Raw genomic sequence first — 21,272 nt, 5'->3', positions numbered from 1 at the left:
AAAATCTTGCAGGTTTTTTATACTTAATAGGTGAGAAAATCTGCAAAAGAGAGCTTGAGCTTTTTTCATTTCAGCACACCTTTTTATTATTCGAATAAACAAAAGTATCTTAAGTCATTCTTATGAAAAAAAAAGCTTTTGACTCTCAAAATAATTCTTTGCGTGCCATTATTGCAGCTATTGCAACCATTGGTACCGTTGGAACAGCATTGGGAATGGGAACACAACTTGTCTCTTTTCTTATGGCAGAAAAAGGACTTTCCAACAGTACAATCGGCTATAGTGGAACTGTTGGTGGAATCGCCACAATTATTGCAGCTATTTTTACGTCTCGAATCGCCTTATGCTTAGGAATTTCTCAAACAATATTGCTTATGATGGCTATAGGATCTTTAAGTTTTTTAGGATTCTATTTTTTCGACCCCTTATGGGTTTGGTTCATTTTAAGGTTTATATTACATTTCACTATGACAGTTATGTTTATCCTGTCAGAGTTTTGGATCAACAGTTGTGCTCCCCCTAAAAAACGTAGCTTGGTTCTTTCCATTTATGCTATTGTTTTAGGATTAGGGTTTGCGGTAGGTCCAACGTTGCTAGCAAAAGTGGGAACACAAGGCTTTATTCCTTTTGCTGTTGGCTATAGCCTTATTATACTTGCTGTTATCCCAATTCTTGCGGCTTGGAAATTAAGTCCAGAATTTCAAAAAAGCCAATATACGCCATTTTTTCGTTATCTTTTTTATGTTCCAAGTGCCATGATGGCAGTGTTTGTTTACGGTGCTATTCAAATGGGCGCATTAACTCTTATAACACCCTTTACTTTATCCATTGGCTATAATGAGCATGAAGCAGCACACTTTATGGCAACGCTTGCACTTGGGAATGTTTTGCTCTTAATTCCTATCAGCATTATAAGCGACTATGCCAAAGATCGACGTTATCCACTAATAAGTTGTGCTATCCTAGGTCTTGTGGGAACTTTTATGGTACCATGGATCACTCAATATCCATGGGTTCTAATGCTTGATCTGTTCCTTCTTGGTGGTGTATCAGCTAGCCTTTATACAATTGCTCTGGCACATCTAGGAGCACGTCTTAAGGGCCAAGAACTTGCTGCTGCTAATTCTGCCTTTATTTTTTGCTATGGAATTGGTATGCTCATCGGGCCAACCTTTATTGGAAAATCCATGGATATTTTTAATCCTTTTGGTTTTTCAATAGCTATGGCTGTTTTTTTCGGTTTATATGTCATTTTGGTATTTATCCAACTGATGAGAAAATTAATCAGCTCTTGACTTTTTTGAGAACATCCGTACTGTTGCCGGAAAATCTGATGATGTCGGAAATAAGTTTTGAAAGCAATAATATTTTTTCAGTATAAATAGGGTATTTACATTATGGCTAAAGCAGCAACCATTAAGATCAAGCTTTTATCAACTGCAGATACTGGTTTTTTCTATGTAACAAAGAAAAATAGCCGCACAATGACAGATAAAATGAGCAAGCGTAAATATGATCCAGTTGTAAAAAAGCACGTTGAATTTAAAGAAACAAAAATTAAATAAATAAAATTATTATTGAATTGATAGATTTTATACTCCAAAAGAAATGTGGGAGTATTGCTCTTCAAAGTTATTTTTTGAGGGGTGTTTTTTTATTTCCTTAAGTTTAAAAAGTTTACTTTAAACTTTGTACGTTTTGTACGGATTTGGATTAAGTTGATTTATTATTTAAGTTGCTTACATATATTCTGCATGAGTATTTGATTATTGTGATATCTAACGAAAATTTTGTCATTAAAACGAGACATTGTTTCGTCATATGAATAAAGCTTCTCGGATGAATTATAAACAATACTAAAATAGAGTTATAGTAATGTTAGCAGTTTCTTTATTTCATGAAAAAATCTTTTTCTCATTTTAATCTAAGAATCTTTAATCTAAAAGTTATCGGTTTCAGTATTTTTGTCGCTGCCAGCATTCTTATCATTATGTCAACTTACTTTAAGAAAACTCAGCAGTTGCCTCAAAAAGAAAAATTTTCTTCTCAAAACTCTGTTAAAGGAAATGCTTTAATCATTGATGGCGATACCATTATGATTTCTTCAATTAAGATTCGACTAGCTGGAATTGATGCTCCTGAACTCCACCAATTTTGTGGAAAAAAGGAAGCACGCTACCCTTGTGGGCTTGAGGCAAAGAAATATTTAGAACAATTATTAAAAAATCAAACTGTTATATGTCACTGGCAAAAAACAGATAAATATCGCCGTATTCTTGCAACATGTAAAACAAAACAAGTTAGCAATATCAACGCAACACTTGTACATAATGGTTGGGCTGTAAATTATTATGAATACCCCAAAGAAGAGCAAGAAGCGAGAAGGAAAAAGAAAGGAATATGGGCATCAAGTTTTCAACGACCAAAAGAATGGCGCAAAGCAAATCCTCGCACAGAATAAGAAAAATATTTTTTAATTTTATTTACTAATGAAACAATGTAGCCCAATTATCAAACTTGAAAAAGAGATCTATTCCTGTCGTGTTTGCGTCCAACAACCCCATTATTTTCCCCCTCTTCCTCATGAACCAAACCCTGTCGTTTATTTATCCGATACTGCTTCGATTGCAATTGCAGGCCAAGCACCAGGATTGCGTGTTCATGAAACTTCTATCCCTTTTAATGATCGTTCGGGCGAAAGATTGCGTAATTGGCTGGGTGTTACAAAAGAAGAATTTTATAATAAATCTCTCTTTGCTATTGTTCCTATGGGATTTTGTTTTCCAGGTTATGACAAAAATAAAGCTGATTTACCACCAAGATGTGAATGTCGAGAAATATGGCATGAAAAGATATTTCAGGCAATGCCTCAAATAAAGCTTGTTCTTGCCATTGGTCGTTATGCGCAAAAGTGGCACATTACAGAATTAAAACATAAAACCGTTTCTGCAACTGTTGGTGATTGGAGAAATATTCTTTCCATTCCTCAACCTCGAGGCTATAATGTTATGCCTTTGCCTCATCCGTCATGGCGAAATACTTCTTGGTTACAGAAAAATCCATGGTTTAACGATGAGCTTATTGTATATCTGCGTCGTTTAGTGCGTAAATTTTTATAAATTAAGATATTGAGAAGAAATATGGATCGTCTTGACCGAAAAATTTTACATCTTTTGCAAGAAAATGCGACACTTTCTGTTGCTGATATTGCTAAAAAAGTGGGACTTTCGACCACTCCTTGCTGGCGTAGGATTCAAAAACTTGAAGAAGATGGCGTCATTCAACGTCGTGTTGCTGTTCTTTCTCCAGAAAAAGTAAACGCACACGTCACTGTTTTTGTGTCTATTCGCACAAATACACATAGTCATGAATGGTTTAAGCGTTTTTCACAAATTGTGCAGGAGTTCCGTGAAGTTATTGAATTTTACCGAATGAGTGGAGATATTGACTATTTATTGCGTGTTGTTGTTCCCAATATTGAAGCTTATGATCTTTTTTATAAAAAATTAATTTCTAAAATTGATATCCGTGATGTCTCATCTTCTTTCGCAATGGAACAGATTAAATATACAACGGAGCTTCCGCTGAATTATATTAAATTACATGAAAAGGTAAATGAACATAACTCTTAAGCGTTTTTTATATCCGTCTCATCATCTTTTAAGTGTTCAAACTTTCTTGTTCCAAAACCGCCATTTGTGCATGAGTTAAAACAGCAGCTTTGACAATTCCAGCTGCTATAGCTGCTCCTGTTCCTTCACCAAGACGCATTCCAAAATCTAGAAGTGGTTCTTTGCCAATTTTTTGTAAAAGTTTACGATGGACTTTTTCAGAAGAAACATGTCCAACGAGAGTATGATCAAGAGCTTTTGGATGCATTTTATAAAGGACCGCTGCCGCTGCTGTTGCCACAAAACCATCTAAAATAACGGGTATCTTTTCCATTCTTGCCGCCAAAATAGCACCAACCATAGCAGCAATTTCACGTCCTCCTAAGCGACGCATTATCTCAAAAGGATCATTTAAATGCTCCTTATGCAAGGAAACTGCTGCCTTAACCGCTGCTATTTTACGCTGATAAAAATCACCCTCCGATTCCATATCATGTCCTGTCCACTCTTCAACGTCTCCACCAAACAATGCTAAACATAAAGCTGAAGCTATTGTTGTGTTTCCAATTCCCATTTCACCAATACATAAAAGATCTGTTCCACCAGCAATGGATTCCATTCCAAATGCCATTGTAGCAGCTGCACTTCTCTCGTCCATTGCAGCATCCTTGGTAATATTCATTGTTGGATATTCCAATGCTAAATCAAAAATTTTTAATCCCAGATCATAAGCGATACAAATTTGGTTGATAGCAGCACCGCCAGATGCAAAATTTTGTACCATTTTTTGTGTCATAGATTGTGGAAATGGTGTAATATTCTCCTCTACAATACCATGGTTTCCAGAAAAAACAGCAACCAAAGGTCGCGTTACTATAGGTTTTTCTGTACCTCTCCACCCCGCATACCAAACAGCAATATCTCCTAGTTTTCCCAATGTTCCTTGCTCTTTTGTTAAGTTTTTTTGCCGTTTTTTTGCCAAAATTATAGAAAACTCATCAGCAACAGGTAAATTTGTAAGTAAAGCACGAAAATCATCAAATGGACTAGCGATCATAAGGATACCTTTTAAAATCTACAATGTTTATGAAAATCACGTCATATATACAGGATATGAATAATTTATTGTTTTTTTAACAGTGCTTTAAAAATGTTAAATACTATGAAAGCAATAATTTCTACATTCTATTTTCTACCCCAATAACAAACGTGCAAGATTCAAAATGTTATTAATATCTTATGACTACCTTTACAGTGATACCCTTAAGTTATTTTTTATTTAATAGGTATAATCAGCATGCCGTTTAATATATAAATTCTAACATTCTTATTCATAATAAAAGTTATAAACTTTCAAAAACTTATAAAATTAAAAGGATCAAAATTATCGCAAAGAAATCAAAACGCAAAGGATCTCAACTTTAATATATGTTAATTGTCTGACTGTTATTAAATGAGAGCATAAAAAGCTTCTTTTAAAGTACATATATCTGCGTTTGGTTTTGTCGCATCATTTGATAGTATTTGCCGCCATCGACGTGCCCCACCCCGCCCATGAAATAAACCAATCATGTGACGTGTCACATGAGAAAGCCGCCCCCCCGATGCAATATGTCGAGCTGCATAATCACACATAACCTCAATAAGATCATTCTCACTTAGACTATTCTGCGACTCACCATAGAGTTCAAAATCAATATGTTTTAACAAAGTTGGATCATGATAAACTTGGCGACCAACCATGACAGCATCACAGAAAGTTAAGTGTTCTTTGATCTCATCAATCGATTTAATTCCACCATTTATCCCAATGAATTTATGAGGATATTGACGTTTTAATTTGTAAACCCTTTCATAATTAAGGGGCGGAATATTACGATTTTCTTTCGGACTCAATCCTTGTAGCCATGCCTTGCGAGCATGAATCCAGAGTGCATCACATCCGGCATTCCAAACCTGATTAGCCAAAAGATCTAATGCTAATTCTTCATCTTGTTCGTCCACTCCAATCCGACATTTGACAGTTACAGGTATAGTAACCTCTTGTTTCATTGCTTCTACGGCATTTGCCACAATGTCTGGATGTAGCATCAAACAAGCTCCAAAGACACCTGCTTGAACACGATTTGATGGACAACCAACATTGAGATTTATTTCGTTATAGCCAAAATCCTCAGCAATTCGTGCAGCTTCTGCTAACTTTTTCGGATCTGCCCCCCCTAATTGTAATGCAACTGGACGTTCTTTGTCGCTAAAAGCCAACAATTGTTCACGAACACCATGAATGACAGCATCTGCTACCATCATTTCCGTATAAAGGAGAGCTTTTTTCGTTAAAAGACGATAAAAAAACCTGCAATGTCGGTCTGTCCAGTCCAACATTGGTGCTACTGCAAATTTTATAGGCGATGGAAGGTTGTAAAATATCATGAGGGTATTACTCTCATGTCCCTATAGCTCTCTCTTTATACATAGAAAAATACTTACTTTTAGTTTACGGAAAATTTTATTCTCTTATACTATCATGAGTATAATAACGGCTCATTATTTTCAATTGATATCAAGGTTTACTACAATCAATCATGCCAAAACACAATATCGCATTTCTCATAGATTAGTGTTCAGGTATATAAACATGAAAAAAGAAGATTTTTACTATAATATAAAAAACTCATTTATAAGTTCTTCTTACGCTCTTCAAGTCTCTCCCCTTACATGATTTAGTACAGCGTTTAAGATAATAAATGCTAAACTAACACATTATACAATTTTTCATGATCGATTTAATTTTCTTTAGATTTTTTTAACTCATTGTGCAAATAAACGATACAGAAAGTAGCTTTATCTTCTCCTAAAGAAGAAAAAAACCTTATTTCACACGAATCTAATTATAAATTATTTTTTATCAATGAGTTCTTTTTGGTGATATTCTTAGATTTCACTTTATAAGATAGACAAATTTCATCTTAAATATTCTATCTAATTTTGCCATTTTGTGATTCTTGCAAAAAAAAACTAAAATCAGGGTATAGACAACCATTGCCTTTTTAATATCTATAACTAATATCAGTATCTCTCGAAGGAAAATATTTTACAATATTGCAGATACAATCTGTAAAATGAAATGATCATAAACGTTGTTCAATCTCTTGTTGGCTTTGCATATAAGAAGAAAGAGTATCAACCTCTTGTTCATTAAATAGGAGCCCCAGTTTTGAACGACGCCATAACACATCTTCACATACTTTAGCCCATTCTTTTTCCATCAACCATTTTACTTCTACTTCATAAAGCCCATGTCCGAAATTTTTTCCTTTATTTGCCTTACCATGTGCAAAGATCACCAATGCTTCCGTACCGTAGGAGCGTGCAAGCCTGCGATGTGTAAAAGCATCTAAATCTGGCATTAAAAGAGCAATCCTATTTTCGATTGTATCTAATTTGTTATAGGGAAAATCACCCCCTGGAAGTACTGCCTTAGCCGTCCATGATGCTCCCTTTTTACCAAGCTCTTTTTCAACAAATTTCATCGCATCTTCAGCCAACTTACGATAAGTTGTAATCTTTCCACCATAAAGATTAAGTATCTTTGGTGTCGTTCCTGTTCCCATTTCTTTAAAAACATAATCGCGCGTAATTTCTTGTGCTTTTGAAGCTCCATCATCATAGAGTGGACGAACTCCAGAGTAAGACCAGACAATCGTTTCAGGTAATACTGGTTGTATGAAATATTCACTGGCTGCTGCACAAATATAATCAATTTCTTTATCAGTAATATGAACGTCAGCCGGATCTCCTTGATAATTACAATCTGTTGTTCCAAGCAAGGTAAACTCTTCTTGATATGGAATAGCAAATATAATACGCCCATCACCATTTTGAAAAATATAAGCACGATCATGAGTATAAAGTTTGGGAACCAAAATATGAGAACCTCTAACAAGCCGTATTGGCGTATGTTCTTTACAGTCTAATACGCTTGCCAAAACATGATCAATCCAAGGTCCTGTCATATTCGCAACATAAGAAGCAGTGACATTATATTCTTTACCGCTTAACTTGTCTTGAAGAAAGATACGCCATTTTTTGTCTTCTCTTTTTAAAGATAGAACTTTTGTGCGTACTTTTATATCAGCTCCCCACTTTTCTGCATCACGAGCATTGGCAATGACTAAACGCGCATCATCTACTCTTGCATCAGAATATTCAAAACCTCTCTGATATTCTTTTTTCAGTGTAGAGCAAAACTTTTTTGAAAAATTAATCGTTTTACTGCGCCACAATTTCTGATTCCAGTTCCCTAAATAATCATAAATAAAAAGTCCAAAACGCAATATCCAAGCAGGACGCAATTCTTTATGATAAGGAAGAAGAAAACGTAAAGGACGTACAATATGTGGAGCTATGCGTAAAATGATCTCGCGTTCTTTGAGTGCTTCACGAACAAGTTTGAACTCATAATGTTCAAGATAACGAAGACCACCGTGAATAAGTTTTGTTGATGCACTTGAAGTCCCTGATGCAAGATCTTTCATTTCAGCTAATCCTACTTTAAAACCGCGTCCAGCTGCATCTCTTGCCAATCCACACCCGTTTATCCCTCCCCCAATGATAAACAGCTCATAATGTGTTGTGGTTTTCATAATTTCACTTTTCATTATTTAATTTTGTTTCTCAGTCCTCAATAAAGCAACAGGAAAAAATAATACAAGTGTTCTTCATTGTATTATCAACGTACTTTTTCCTAAAATAAACACGCACAAAAAGCTTTTGATACCCTTATACATCAAAACAACATTTGACAAATTAAAGAGAGGATTTTTTATCCTGTAGGCAATATAATCTTTGCAAATGTACATCATATGAAAGCTTTTTAGAGAAAAATTAATGTTTTTTATTATTTGAGAATACATACTATAGCTAAATGCTTTATTGCACATAGAGAACGCTTTTCATATAGTTTACTCAATGACACAATAGAAAATGTAAAGGTATACAGATGACTCATCAACCTGAAAACTCGAAAATAACACTTGTTTCAAAAATTTTAGTCCCAGTTATGTTGAGTATTTTAACCTTTTTACCTTCTTTATCAAACGCAACATCACAGCAGACAGTAACCAATCATTTAAGCTTAGAAAAACTTAAAGCACAACTTTTAGAAGATTCTAGCTTTTTATCTAAGCTTAAAGAAAAAATGACACCGCATACTGATTCTCAGCATATTCAACAAATTGTTAGAGAGTATCTTCTTACTCATCCAGAAGTTTTGATTGAAATGCAGCTTATCCTTCAAGATAAGCTGGAAAAACAAAATGAAGACGAAAGTCAAAGCTCAATTATTCATTTATTAGAAAAGGAAATTTTTCACTCTCCTCATGACGCTGTTTTGGGGAATCCAAATGGTAAAAAAATACTTGTTGATTTTTTTGATTACAATTGCAGATTTTGTAAAAGTGCCTATTCAGATATAGAAGACTTGATAAAAGAATATCCAGATCTACGGGTTATTATCAAGGATTTACCGATTTTGGGATCTGATTCTATGGCGGCTCATACCGTTGCTTACGCATTTCGAAAACAATTTCCAGAAAAATATCCTCAGTTTCATAAAAAGCTTTTAATGCATCAAGGGCGCGCAAATGAAGCTAAAGCTATAAAAATAGCTGTTTCATTAGGAGCAGATGAAAAAAAACTCCGTAATGCAATAAAAGACCCTAATCTGCAAAAAGCTTTTAAAGAAAATATTCACATTGCCTCTACACTTCATATTACGGGAACACCTTCTTATATCATTGGTAATAAAATATTCATCGGCGCAGCCAGACAAGATATTCTAAAACAAGCGATAGATAATACACAGTAAATACCCTATTCTATACCTGATTAGTTTTAGGAAGAATACTGTAAATGAGGTAATTTTATGCTTTCTCTTTTTTGACAACAGGCTTATAAATGCAATTTTGCGTAAAGCAGATACGAGTTTAAAATTGCAAAATATAATGAATTTAAAGGAAATAAATATCTTTAAAGCTTCAAAAGATATCATCCCTAATCTAGAGATATTCTGTCATAAAACGAAATAATGACGATCTTCATTGATCAAGGAGTTAGAAATAAAATGGCAACAAAAAAAATGGATTTGGCAAAATACACCGCAATTGATACGAACATTATTCGTGATCTTGCTGAAATTTTGAATGATACAAATTTAACGAACATTGAAGTTGAACAAGGGGAGCTTCGTATTTGTGTCTCACGCCAAAATACCTCAACTTCTTCCGAGCAAGCGATCTATGCTCCTGTTTCTACTCCTACTTTTTCTGTAACATCTTCTCCAGTTCCAACAGCTGAATCTCCTATACACTCTATCCAAGAAGATAAATCAAAAAACACAATAACCTCTCCAATGGTTGGAACAGCCTATCTTGCACCTTCACCAGGCGCACAACCTTTTGTAGAAGTAGGACAAAATGTTTCTGAAGGGGAGACATTACTTATTATTGAAGCCATGAAAACAATGAATCAAATTTCATCACCGCGCTCCGGTACGGTAACCACTGTTCTTGTCAAAGATGGTCAACCTGTTGAATTTGGTGAACCACTTATTATTGTTGAATAAAGCGAGGGGCAACCATGATTCGAAAAATCCTCATTGCTAATCGAGGAGAAATTGCTCTTCGCGTTTTACGTGCATGTAAAGAACTTGGCATAAAAACCGTGGCTGTTCACTCTACCGCTGATGCAGATGCAATGCATGTTCGTCTTGCTGACGAAAGTGTTTGTATTGGCCCTCCTCCTGCTCGCGATTCTTATTTGAGTATTCAGCAAATTATTGCTGCTTGTGAAATTACAGGAGCGGATGCTGTTCATCCAGGTTATGGCTTTCTTTCTGAAAATGCAAAATTTGCAGATGTTCTAGAAGCCCATGATATTACATTCATCGGTCCAACAGCTACTCATATCCGAATCATGGGCGATAAAATCGAAGCAAAGAAAACCGCCAAAAAACTTGGTATTCCTGTAGTTCCAGGTTCAGATGGAGCAGTCACTGAAGAATCAGATGCTTTACGCACTGCTCGTGAAATTGGTTATCCGGTTATTATAAAAGCTTCTGCCGGTGGTGGCGGACGTGGTATGAAAGTCGTTCATTCTGAACAAGAATTTTCTATAGCTCTCAAGACAACGCGTTCAGAAGCGAAAGCTGCTTTTGGTGATGACGCTGTTTACATAGAAAAATATTTAGAAAAACCCCGTCATATTGAAATTCAAGTCATAGGTGATGGTGCGGGAAATGCTATTCATTTAGGAGAACGCGATTGTTCACTTCAACGACGGCATCAAAAAGTATGGGAAGAAGCTACGTCACCTGCACTTAATGAAACTGAACGGAAAAAAATTGGAAGTATTGTTGCAAATGCTTGTGCCCAACTTGGATATCGTGGAGCTGGTACTATTGAATTTCTTTATGAAAATGGTGAATTTTATTTTATTGAAATGAATACACGTTTACAAGTCGAGCATCCTGTAACTGAAGCAATTACAGGTATAGATTTAGTCCACGAACAAATCCATATTGCATCAGGCTGTAAACTTTCAGTGACACAAGATGAAGTCTGTTTTTCTGGTCATGCCATTGAATGCCGTATTAACGCAGAAGATCCCATTAATTTTACGCCATCACCTGGAACCATTACACATTTTCATACACCTGGAGGTTTAGGGATTCGTGTTGATTCAGGCGCTTATTCAGGTTATCGTATTCCTCCTTACTATGATAGCATGATTGGAAAGCTGATTGTTCATGGACGTACCCGTTTAGAATGTATGATGCGTTTACGGCGTGCTTTAGATGAATTTGTCGTCGATGGAATAAAAACTACACTACCTCTTTTTCGCGATCTTATTAATAATCAAGATGTTGCTGATGGTAATTATAATATTCACTGGCTAGAAAATTACCTTGCTCATCAATCAAAGTCTTCAGATTCGTAATTCGATAGCAAAACGGTGCATTCTTATAAAAGATTCTATAAGATATCAACATAAGGATAGTTCCAACCTTGCTGTAAAAAGTGGAAAAAAGGAAATAAATTGGTTATTTTTTATATAGTTTTCTTTTAATATGCATAAAATTTAATAATTTTCTGTTTTCCTTTTTGTTAGTTTGTGCTAACTCCTACATGGTTACGCCCTTATAGCTCAGTTGGTAGAGCACCTGATTTGTAATCAGGGGGTCGGGAGTTCGAGTCTCTCTGGGGGCACCATATGTTTTTTAATTACGTGTAGCTTTTCATTTTCCGAGTGTTTTTAAATTCAAGAGAAGGTAGAGGTGAGCGTGAATTTACAAAATATGTTATTTTTATCAAACTTCTTTTTAATACTTTAAATTCAGCTAATTTCTACCAAGGAAAATATTAAAGTTTAAGTTTCTAATGAATATACTCACAACTTCATAACATTGGTAAAATTATCCGGCGGGCTATTATTAAAAGAATCAGAAAGTTTTTTGTAAAATTCTTTCCACAAACATTTTTTTCAATAAAGCCACCTAATTCATAAGCCTTAACTTTAGCAAAGACATAAGGCATGTGTTTCATTTATTAAAGCAAATTCTTTTCTTTAAAAAGGTCGTAGCCTTCTATCTAACAGCGTTTTTGCTGTAAAATTCAAATTATCTATCTGCTCAACTAAAGAACTTTTATTGTTTAGCTTTTGTGCTTTTTTCAAAGAGATGTGGACTTTCAAGAATAAGCTTTTCTCGTGCTTTTTGTAACTGTTTAATGACTTCATCAATCTTTGACGGAGAACAAAAAGATTCTTGGCTATTCAACAAATGCAGCCTCTCCTTTCCCTCATATAAACATTGCATCTGAGATTGAAGTATTCTAACTTCTTGAAAAAAAAGACGTCCTGTTTCCTTAAAACCATTATTAAGTGCAAAAAGTTGATCAGAAATAGATAGCAGAATTTGTTTTAAAAAACGCTCATTTTCTTGGCGTTTACGATATTCTAAAATAAGAGCATGGCTTATTTCATCTAACTGTTTTTTTGTAGAATCAATTTGACGCAATAAATTTGGTTTTTCCCCCATATCACCTTTTCTCACCTTCACAAGCATAGCATGAATGTCTAATAACTTAATTGCGGAATGAGATAAATAATCAACAACTGTAGGCGTATTAACATAGCGTTCCCGTGCAATCATCACAAACTCACCTAATGACTGTTTTTTACATTCATCCCGCTATTTATTTTTCATTTTACAAGACCATTCTAAAGAAAGTGCTAAAAAATATTACCTCCAACACATTATTCGATGGAGCCCTTTCTCTCTTTTCACGATCAACGTGGAATCCGTGGAGAGAGAAAACGTACAGGTGTATAAAGGATAAGATGTGTTGTTTTTTCCAACACACTACTACCATCAGCAAGAAGGGCTTGACTAGGTGACAATTCTGTACCTTGCATAATTGTGGAAGCCAAAGAACCTTCTCGAGAAAGAGCCATCAACGTTGGCGAAGATGCAAAGACATTGTGTGCTCCCCCATCCACATGAGAAAAATCAAGAACAGCTATTCCATTTTTACGCAACATTTCGATATCTGAGCCATCGCCCACACGATGATGTCCACCCGTAAGACGTCCTGAAACGGCAAGAGCTTTATCCGCTCTGGATACTAAAATAGCGGTTGGCTGCGGGAGTTTTTTTATATCATTAAGTTGGCGCTCAAATACATCAACATCAATATCTGGTGCAGCCATTAATAAACTAGTAATATGACGAATAGGCCTATATTTTCCCTGTAACGCTAACGTTCTAAATGCTTCCATTATAACAAAATTGCCCATAGAATGTGCAATAACCGAAATTTGATCAGCATTGGTTTCACTAATAAGTGTTAAAAGCTCTATCAATCCGTCACGGGCAAAATTAGCACTGTCACGATCATAAATATAAAGAGGAACTGATCCGGCCGAAGGCCAAGAATAATGCACAGCGACAACATTTAAAGAATAATCGTGTGTAAACTGTGCTGTACGAAATGTACCATCTGCAAAATTATTATTATACCCATGGATAAAAAGAAAAATTTCTCTTTTTCCTTTTGGCTTTTTTGCTAAAGCAGCATTTAATTGCTGTTTAAACTGTTCTTTATTATCGTATTTTTGCAATGCTACTGCTGCAAAATACTTATCATGCGTAGGTTTATAGGCATTTATTTCAACAACTCCCTTTACATGTTGCTGAGGAATTCCTACGTCAACGCGATTATAATGAACTTTATTTGATCGCTCTGCACCATAAGGTTGAGCGTAATTATTTTGCATCATACGACTTGTTGCAACATACACTGGAACGATGGCTTTTGGAGAAACTGGTTTCCCTTCAACTTCCCTTTCTACGGCAGTCATAGAAGGTGTTGCATGTACCCCATGCCAAAGTACAGCACGTGAATCACTACAGGCTGATAATAAAGAAATACAAATAAGAAGTGTTAAATATCTCAGAATCATTATACTTCTCACTGCAACTTAACCCCACCTTATAAAAATATAACATTTCAAATGCATAGATAAAGTAATAAAAAACGAAGCATTATTGGCAACACACCAACAAATAACATACAAAAAAGATTTTTCTATAATGCCTATAAATCCCCTCTCTCTAACATAACTTCATCTCATTATGGAGAAACTCACTGCTAACTGGTGCGGTCGAGAAGACTCGAACTTCCACGGGTTGCCCCACAGCGACCTCAACGCTGCGCGTCTACCAATTCCGCCACGACCGCACGTGGAAAGAAAAAACCTTGGTTTTTAGCCTTTAACAAATCATAAAGAAAGGTACAAGCCAATTTTCTTTTTCTCATAATTTATTTTATCCGGATGTTTTATAACTTAATAGAGATTACGAGAAATATGGGCTTTACTATGACCTTTGAACCATCATCATAAAATGTTCTTGTGCCGCTTGATCTTTTTCATAATAACCATGAAAGTTTTTTGTAATTGTTGTAGAGCCCTGTTTTTGGATTCCTCTCATAGCCATACACATGTGCTCAGCCTCAATCAATACTGCTATACCATGAGGCTTCAGATACGTTTTTAACGCGTGAGCCACTTGCGCTGTCATAGCTTCTTGAGTTTGTAAACGACGAGAAAAAATATCTACAACACGTACAATTTTTGAAAGACCAACAATTTTTGTATTAGGAAGATATGCTATATGTGCTTTCCCAATAATTGGGATCATGTGATGCTCACAGTGTGAATAAAAAGATATATTCTTTACGATTACGGCTTCATTGTATCCTGAAACCTCTTCAAAAACTGTACTTAAGGTTTCTTTAACCGATTGACTATAACCATTAAAAAGCTCGCGATATGCCTTGGCTATACGTTTTGGAGTATCTAAAAGCCCTTCTCTATTTGGATTTTCCCCTATCCATAAGAGTAATGTACGAATCGCCTCTTCCACCTCTTCAATACTCGGACGCTTTTCTTCAGATAAATTTGTGTCCTCTTTAACAACATTACGCATTCAAAAACTCCAAGCTTATTCTATACAAAGCATTTGCTCCATACCTATCTCATTTTGTATAATCTCTATATAAGCGAATTAAAAGTTTAAACAATCACGACTCTCAAAATTTCAGGCAATAGCGCATGATTGATACTATCTATAATGATAAAATACTTAAATATGCTGCACATATAGGCAAAATTGGGCGTCTTAATAATCCTGATGCAACATCAAGAAAACATGCACACCTTTGTGGTTCGACAATCACTGTAGATTTAAAAGTGGAAAATGGTATTATTACCGATTTTGCTCACGAAATACATGCATGTGTGCTAGGGCAAGCTTCAGCTTCACTTTTAGCATCTCATATCATCGGACAAACAACTCAAGATCTTAAAATATTGCGTGAAGTTATCTACCAAATGCTAACGCAAAATGGTCCTTCTCCTCAAGCTCCATTTGAGGATTTTTCTTGCTTACAGCCCATTAAAGACTATAAAGTGCGCCATGCAGCAACACTACTACCCTTTGATGCAACGATAGACTGCATTCAAAAAATTGAAGAAAAATAAATGTTCAAATCACAATCTAGACAAAAAAAGTTGACTCGGAATTACACAGGAACTTGGCAAAAGACACCCGGACGATTATTGGGTATTTTCTTAATACGTTTCTATCAAATAACACTTTCGAGTCTTATAGGCAATCAATGTCGCCATGCCCCGACTTGTTCAGAATATACATATGAAGCGATTGCACGCCATGGGCTTTGGGCTGGTGCATGGATGGGACTTTTTCGTATCATGCGTTGTGGGCCCTTTGGAACAGATGGCTTTGATCCAGTCCCTCCATCACTTGGAAATTCTTGCTGTTTTTATAAACCTTGGCGTTACTGGAAAATTTCTGACAAACACAATAAATAATCCTTTTCTTTTTTTATATGTACTGATAGAAAAATTAGTCTATAAGTTTTTTACTTAGTCACGAAACCATCCGCAATCGTTGGCGGAATTGGACTTAAAGGGTGTTTTTATGTCTTGCTCTATTTCTCTTTCTTTTCCTGACGGCTCAAAACATAATTACCCCGCCGAAATGACAGGTTTGGAATTAGCGGAATCTATTTCTAAATCACTTGCAAAAAAAGCAGTCGCCTATAGTCTTGATGGCATCACGCGAGACTTATCGGATCCATTGGGACAATCTGGTCAAGTAGAGATTATTACCCGAGAAGACTCACGCGCTCTTGAGCTCATAAGGCATGATTGCGCCCATGTCCTTGCTGAAGCAGTGCAAGAGCTCTTTCCTGAAACGCAAGTAACAATAGGTCCTGTCATTGAAAATGGATTCTATTATGATTTTGCACGCCAACAACCTTTCACATTAGATGATCTCACTGTCATTGAAAAAAAAATGCGTGAAATTATCCAACGCAATAAACCTTTTAGAAAAGAAATTTGGTCCCGTGAAAAAGCGAGAAGAGTTTTTTCTGAGAAAAAGGAATTTTATAAAGTTGAACTTATTGATAGCATTCCTGAAAATCAAGATTTAAAAGTTTATTATCAAGGAGAGTGGTTTGATCTTTGTCGCGGACCGCACATGCAATCTACAGGGCAAATTGGGAATGCTTTCAAATTAATGAAAGTTGCAGGCGCTTATTGGCGTGGCGATGCCAATAATCCAATGCTCACGAGAATTTATGGAACAGCATTTGCAAATGAAAATGACTTAAAAGCCTACCTCCATATGCTAGAAGAAGCTGAAAAACGTGATCATCGCCGTTTGGGACGTGAAATGGACTTATTTCACTTTCAAGAAGAAGGGCCGGGAATGATTTTTTGGCACAAAAAAGGCTGGAAAATGTTCCAAAATTTGATCAACTATATGCGTAGACGCCTTGATGATCATCAATATGCTGAAGTTAATGCGCCACAAGTTCTCGATAGGTCACTTTGGGAAATATCTGGCCATTGGGGCTGGTATAAGGAGAACATGTTCAAAGCAATTCCAGCAGTAGAAAATTCAGATCATAGGAATGTTTATGCTCTTAAACCAATGAATTGCCCTGGTCATGTGCAAATTTTTAAACATGGTTTAAAATCTTATCGTGATTTGCCTATTAGACTTGCTGAATTTGGACTTGTTCATCGTTATGAGCCCTCAGGCTCTTTACATGGTCTTATGCGTGTGCGTGGTTTTACACAAGATGATGCGCATATTTTTTGTACTGATGAACAATTAGCCGATGAATGTCTCAGTATTAATGATCTTATTTTATCAACTTATGCTGATTTTGGTTTTAAAGAAATCAGTCTTAAGCTTTCAACACGTCCAGAAAAACGAGTTGGATCTGATGCATTATGGGATCACGCAGAAAGTATCATGGAATCTGTCCTTAAAACGATTGAAACAAAATTTGCAGGACAAATCAAAACAAGCATCCTTCCAGGTGAAGGAGCATTTTATGGTCCAAAATTTGAATATACATTAAAGGATGCTATCGGTCGTGAATGGCAATGTGGAACAACACAAATAGACTTTAATCTCCCTGAACGTTTTGGTGCATTCTATATTGATAAAGATTCAGAAAAACGTCAACCTGTTATGATCCACCGTGCTATTTTTGGATCAATGGAGCGTTTCCTTGGTATATTAATCGAAAACTTTGCTGGACATATGCCACTTTGGCTTGCTCCTGAACAAATTGTTGTTGCAACAATTACATCCGAAGCAAATGAATATGCCCAAAAAATAACAGCAAAACTTAAAGCTACTGGGCTTTCCGCAACAATAGATCTCCGCAATGAAAAAATTAACTATAAAATACGAGAACATTCTTTACAAAAAGTCCCCGTAATTTTGGTATGTGGCAAACGTGAAGCTGAAACAAATAGCGTAAATATGCGCCGCTTAGGAAGTACAAATCAAACCCTTTTATCTGTAGAAGATGTAATTAAACAACTCTCAAATGAGGCAACACCTCCAGATTTGCAACGCGTAATAAATGCGTAATATCACAGAAAATTGTAATACGTTAATTTTTTACTATAAATCTTCAGTTTTTGTACAAAATGAAATAATTTGATATTGTAGTGTGTTTTTGTTTCATGCACAATGACCTATCATCAGAAAGAATAACGTGCTCTTTCTCTACAAGGTAGATTGGTGAAAAAATTGAATGTAAGCTATGAGCTGTTTAAATGAAAAAATCATAGCCAATTGAATATTAATAATAACATTAATCTTTTACCTTTATAATGAAAAGATTCTGCTATTATCATGGATAGATCATTACAATAATGATAGTAATATCAAGCAAGAAAACTGGAAACAAGATTATATTTATTAATAAAAAATATGTAAAATTACCTGAACAATGATATGTCTTATTCATAAGATAAGCCCTTATAAAAAAGACAAGATATTGATTTATAATCATAATATATTGTTATTCATATTAAATAAGGCTTTGAATATCATAGGATTCTCTTATTTTAAATATGTTTATGTTGAATCTATCAAAATCATTTGCTTGCACCAAACAAGCGGAATAAATGTGTGGATAAAAATTATTGAGAAAGGACTTTTAAAATGCCTACAATGAACCGCCTAAAGTGCTAAGGATCGTTGCAATCATTGAGGACAGACTATAACTATAATGATGACGCCGACTTGCTCCTTCATAAATGTAAAAATAGCGACATTCAGCAGAGTTTACCATTATATCATTCACGAGGAATCATGACAAAATAAACTTAAGAAACATCTCTTTAAAACAAGCACATGAATCGGTAAGCCAACGGCATTCTACATCCCGCAATCTACACTGATGAGATATTGCCTTAATTTTTATAAAGCTAAATAAAAGAAAAATGGCAAAACTCAGCGTTTATTCTTTTTCCTCTTCATATTTTACCAAATTAAAAACTCTTATAAAAAACTCGTTAAATATACGCATACGATACATGACCTCTCGTTGAACGTATTAAATTCTGAGCACATCCATAAAACGTCTAAATATCTACGAAACACATATAAAATAAAAAATATTATTATTATCGCGCTCTATCAAGAACACGCTTACATTCAATGAGTTCAAACAAAATTTCTTGTAACAATGCTTTATCAGTTTTGTCTTTGTAAAGATTCACAGAACCGACAGATGTTTCTCCCTCATTCCTCATGAAGCTCAAAAGCCCAAAAGAAGATTTTTTAGGCTTATTGCTTGCATTTTCAGAAGTTTGTCCTGCATGTTTCTTCTCTATGACCACATTCATAGCATCAAGATCACCATTACCCAATGCAGTCACAAAAGCAACACCATTTTCTTTCAAAAGGCGTTGCACACCTTTTATCGTATAACCCTGATCATATAGTAACTGCTTAATACCATTGAGCAAATCAACATCGACCGGACGATAATAGCGCCTTCCTCCCCCACGTTTCATTGGTTTAATCTGCCTAAAACGTGTTTCCCAAAATCTTAAGACATGCTGCGGAAGCTCCAATAACTCCGCTACTTCGCTAATTGTGCGAAAAGCATCAGAGCTTTTATCCATTTTGTAACACCTTATTTAAAACAAAATAAATTACTTTACAATGACTCATTCTGTTTCAATTTCTCAACAAAATTAGTCAAAAACAAGACCATCATTGACACCTTACTCACCAGTCTTTTTCTAAAAAACAAAGACTTTTATTTTATACATTTCTTTAACAAATACCAAACATACCATGGCATTTATTTATGAGATATCATTTTTTCTGTTTTGCACGATGCGAATCTAAAATTCTCTGTTTAAGAACATTGGCAGCCTTAAACGTCACAACACGTCGCGGCGGAATAGGTGCTTCAACACCTGTTTTTGGATTGCGTCCAACACGTTCATTTTTACTGCGAACCTGAAAAGTTGCAAAAGAAGATAATTTAACCGCTTCACCTCTTACAAGTGAGTTGCAAATCTCATCCAAAACCAATTCGACTAAAGCTGCTGATTCAGTATGTGACAAGCCCACTCTTTTACAAACTACGCTCGCTAAATCTGCACGCGTTACTGTCTTACTTGTCATTATAACCACCTATTAAAATATTAAAAATTACAAAATGACTTATACGTTTTCTTAAAATATGGTCAAGTAGCCATAATTTACCAACGAATAAGAATTGCTCCCCATGTAAATCCACCTCCCATGGCTTCTAACATGATAAGATCTCCTTCTTTTATTTTTCCATCGCAAATAGCTGTTGTTAAAGCCAACGGAACTGATGCAGAAGACGTATTACCATGTTGATCAACGGTAATCACAACTTTATCTAGTGAAATTCCCAGCTTTTTAGCAGATGCTTCAATAATGCGCTTATTAGCCTGATGAGGTACAAACCAATCTAGTTGTGAAGAATCCATACCTGCAGCTGCAAAACAATCATCAACCACATCCGTTATCATACCAACAGCATATTTAAAGACTTCTCGTCCTTCCATACGCAAATAGCCTGTCGTTTGTGTTGTTGAAGGTCCACCATCAACATATAGCTTATCTATATAAGCACCATTAGAGCGCAATTTCGCAGACAATATACCACGCTCAAAAGCAATATCCCCCTCAGTTTCTTGTGCTTCCAAAATAACAGCACCAGCACCATCACCAAACAAAACACATGTCGTACGATCTTCCCAATCTAAAATTCGAGAAAATGTATCGGATCCAATAACTAAAATTCTTTTAGCTCCCCCACACCGTAAATAAGAATCTCCTGTTGTTAAAGCAAAAATAAAACCAGAGCAAACAGCTTGAATATCAAAAGCAAATCCATGACTCATTCCCAAAGCATGCTGAATTTCAACAGCAGAAGCAGGAAAAGTACGATTCGGGGTGGACGTTGCTAAAATAATACAATCGATGTCTTTTATTGTTAAACCAGCATTTGTAAGTGCTGCTTGCGCAGCCTCAACTCCTAAAGAAACAGTTGTTTCATTTTCACTGGCAATATAACGTTGGCGTATTCCTGTACGCTGAACAATCCATGAATCTGACGTTTCAACAAACTTTGCAATCTCATCATTTGATAAACTTCTTTTCGGCAAAGCACTTCCTACACCCCGTATAATTGACCGAATCATTCAGCTCTTACCTTT

At 35.5% G+C, this 21,272-nt stretch carries 22 protein-coding genes and 2 tRNA genes; 12 read left to right on the top strand and 12 right to left on the bottom strand.

Features of this window, described 5'->3' with window-relative positions; all coding sequences use genetic code 11:
- Positions 1-122: 122 nt before the first annotated feature.
- The 5 genes from ACFILZ_RS04280 to ACFILZ_RS04260 all read left to right on the top strand — a co-directional run bounded on the left by ACFILZ_RS04280 (position 123) and on the right by ACFILZ_RS04260 (position 3,632).
- Entirely contained in the window at positions 123-1,295 is a 1,173-nt protein-coding gene (locus ACFILZ_RS04280; RefSeq protein ID WP_375606907.1) for an MFS transporter, read from the top strand.
- 102 nt (positions 1,296-1,397) lie between these two features.
- Positions 1,398-1,565, top strand: a complete 168-nt coding sequence (rpmG, locus tag ACFILZ_RS04275; RefSeq protein ID WP_004864083.1) for a 50S ribosomal protein L33 — start codon at positions 1,398-1,400, stop codon at positions 1,563-1,565.
- A 332-nt stretch (positions 1,566-1,897) separates the two neighbouring features.
- Complete coding sequence (locus tag ACFILZ_RS04270) at positions 1,898-2,461, top strand: thermonuclease family protein (RefSeq protein ID WP_375610385.1); 564 nt, start codon at positions 1,898-1,900, stop codon at positions 2,459-2,461.
- 28 nt (positions 2,462-2,489) lie between these two features.
- Complete coding sequence (locus ACFILZ_RS04265) at positions 2,490-3,119, top strand: uracil-DNA glycosylase family protein (RefSeq protein ID WP_375610386.1); 630 nt, start codon at positions 2,490-2,492, stop codon at positions 3,117-3,119.
- Between the two features lie 21 nt (positions 3,120-3,140).
- Complete coding sequence (locus tag ACFILZ_RS04260) at positions 3,141-3,632, top strand: Lrp/AsnC family transcriptional regulator (RefSeq protein ID WP_375606910.1); 492 nt, start codon at positions 3,141-3,143, stop codon at positions 3,630-3,632.
- 28 nt (positions 3,633-3,660) lie between these two features.
- Here the strand turns inward: ACFILZ_RS04260 and cobT are convergent, their stop codons facing one another.
- From cobT to glpD, 3 genes are all read right to left on the bottom strand, one after another.
- The gene (cobT, locus tag ACFILZ_RS04255; RefSeq protein WP_375610387.1) at positions 3,661-4,668 is read right to left on the bottom strand and encodes a nicotinate-nucleotide--dimethylbenzimidazole phosphoribosyltransferase; all 1,008 of its coding nucleotides are present in this window, start codon (positions 4,666-4,668) and stop codon (positions 3,661-3,663) included.
- 392 nt (positions 4,669-5,060) lie between these two features.
- On the bottom strand, positions 5,061-6,041 hold the full coding sequence (dusA, locus tag ACFILZ_RS04250; protein ID WP_375610388.1) for a tRNA dihydrouridine(20/20a) synthase DusA: 981 nt from the start codon (positions 6,039-6,041) through the stop codon (positions 5,061-5,063).
- 698 nt (positions 6,042-6,739) lie between these two features.
- On the bottom strand, positions 6,740-8,269 hold the full coding sequence (gene glpD / locus ACFILZ_RS04245; RefSeq protein ID WP_375610389.1) for a glycerol-3-phosphate dehydrogenase: 1,530 nt from the start codon (positions 8,267-8,269) through the stop codon (positions 6,740-6,742).
- A 341-nt stretch (positions 8,270-8,610) separates the two neighbouring features.
- Here glpD and ACFILZ_RS04240 point away from each other — a divergent pair, with 341 nt between their 5' ends.
- The 4 genes from ACFILZ_RS04240 (at position 8,611) to ACFILZ_RS04225 (ending at position 11,878) form a co-directional block, all read left to right on the top strand.
- Complete coding sequence (locus ACFILZ_RS04240) at positions 8,611-9,477, top strand: DsbA family protein (RefSeq protein ID WP_375608341.1); 867 nt, start codon at positions 8,611-8,613, stop codon at positions 9,475-9,477.
- A 255-nt stretch (positions 9,478-9,732) separates the two neighbouring features.
- Positions 9,733-10,233: an acetyl-CoA carboxylase biotin carboxyl carrier protein gene (gene accB / locus ACFILZ_RS04235; RefSeq protein ID WP_375606915.1), complete on the top strand. Its 501-nt coding sequence runs from the start codon at positions 9,733-9,735 to the stop codon at positions 10,231-10,233.
- Positions 10,234-10,247: 14 nt separating this feature from the next.
- Positions 10,248-11,606: an acetyl-CoA carboxylase biotin carboxylase subunit gene (accC, locus tag ACFILZ_RS04230; protein WP_375606916.1), complete on the top strand. Its 1,359-nt coding sequence runs from the start codon at positions 10,248-10,250 to the stop codon at positions 11,604-11,606.
- A 196-nt stretch (positions 11,607-11,802) separates the two neighbouring features.
- Positions 11,803-11,878, top strand: a tRNA-Thr gene (locus ACFILZ_RS04225).
- 186 nt (positions 11,879-12,064) lie between these two features.
- Here ACFILZ_RS04225 and ACFILZ_RS04220 read toward each other — a convergent pair.
- The 5 genes from ACFILZ_RS04220 to folE form a co-directional block, all read right to left on the bottom strand.
- The gene (locus ACFILZ_RS04220; RefSeq protein ID WP_375682344.1) at positions 12,065-12,211 is read right to left on the bottom strand and encodes a hypothetical protein; all 147 of its coding nucleotides are present in this window, start codon (positions 12,209-12,211) and stop codon (positions 12,065-12,067) included.
- A 101-nt stretch (positions 12,212-12,312) separates the two neighbouring features.
- Complete coding sequence (locus ACFILZ_RS04215) at positions 12,313-12,819, bottom strand: hypothetical protein (protein ID WP_375607173.1); 507 nt, start codon at positions 12,817-12,819, stop codon at positions 12,313-12,315.
- A 137-nt stretch (positions 12,820-12,956) separates the two neighbouring features.
- Positions 12,957-14,129, bottom strand: a complete 1,173-nt coding sequence (locus ACFILZ_RS04210; RefSeq protein ID WP_375610390.1) for an alpha/beta hydrolase — start codon at positions 14,127-14,129, stop codon at positions 12,957-12,959.
- A gap of 193 nt (positions 14,130-14,322) precedes the next feature.
- Positions 14,323-14,407: transfer RNA gene (locus tag ACFILZ_RS04205), tRNA-Leu, on the bottom strand.
- Positions 14,408-14,544: 137 nt separating this feature from the next.
- A complete protein-coding gene (folE, locus tag ACFILZ_RS04200; RefSeq protein ID WP_375610391.1) occupies positions 14,545-15,156 on the bottom strand; it encodes a GTP cyclohydrolase I FolE in 612 nt (203 codons plus the stop codon).
- Positions 15,157-15,281: 125 nt separating this feature from the next.
- On the opposite strand from folE, the gene ACFILZ_RS04195 reads away from it, so the two are divergent.
- From ACFILZ_RS04195 to thrS, 3 genes are all read left to right on the top strand, one after another.
- Positions 15,282-15,710, top strand: a complete 429-nt coding sequence (locus ACFILZ_RS04195) for an iron-sulfur cluster assembly scaffold protein (protein WP_375607119.1) — start codon at positions 15,282-15,284, stop codon at positions 15,708-15,710.
- Complete coding sequence (gene yidD, locus ACFILZ_RS04190) at positions 15,711-16,061, top strand: membrane protein insertion efficiency factor YidD (protein WP_375607118.1); 351 nt, start codon at positions 15,711-15,713, stop codon at positions 16,059-16,061.
- 109 nt (positions 16,062-16,170) lie between these two features.
- Positions 16,171-18,147, top strand: a complete 1,977-nt coding sequence (gene thrS / locus ACFILZ_RS04185; RefSeq protein WP_375610392.1) for a threonine--tRNA ligase — start codon at positions 16,171-16,173, stop codon at positions 18,145-18,147.
- 583 nt (positions 18,148-18,730) lie between these two features.
- Here the strand turns inward: thrS and ACFILZ_RS04180 are convergent.
- The 4 genes from ACFILZ_RS04180 to ACFILZ_RS04165 all read right to left on the bottom strand — a co-directional run bounded on the left by ACFILZ_RS04180 (position 18,731) and on the right by ACFILZ_RS04165 (position 21,257).
- A complete protein-coding gene (locus tag ACFILZ_RS04180) occupies positions 18,731-18,868 on the bottom strand; it encodes a hypothetical protein (protein ID WP_375682343.1) in 138 nt (45 codons plus the stop codon).
- A gap of 322 nt (positions 18,869-19,190) precedes the next feature.
- Positions 19,191-19,694 (bottom strand): MerR family transcriptional regulator, encoded by a 504-nt coding sequence (locus ACFILZ_RS04175; RefSeq protein WP_375607116.1) that lies wholly within the window; start codon positions 19,692-19,694, stop codon positions 19,191-19,193.
- 196 nt (positions 19,695-19,890) lie between these two features.
- Positions 19,891-20,205, bottom strand: a complete 315-nt coding sequence (locus tag ACFILZ_RS04170) for an integration host factor subunit alpha (protein WP_273791377.1) — start codon at positions 20,203-20,205, stop codon at positions 19,891-19,893.
- 77 nt (positions 20,206-20,282) lie between these two features.
- A complete protein-coding gene (locus ACFILZ_RS04165) occupies positions 20,283-21,257 on the bottom strand; it encodes a beta-ketoacyl-ACP synthase III (protein ID WP_375610394.1) in 975 nt (324 codons plus the stop codon).
- Between the last annotated feature and the right edge of the window lie 15 nt (positions 21,258-21,272).

This window comes from Bartonella sp. AP40SXNS, assembly GCF_042195825.1.
Classification (GTDB): Bacteria; Pseudomonadota; Alphaproteobacteria; order Rhizobiales; family Rhizobiaceae; genus Bartonella.
Note: the sequence above shows the minus strand (reverse complement) of the source record. Positions and strands in the feature narration are given on the sequence as shown.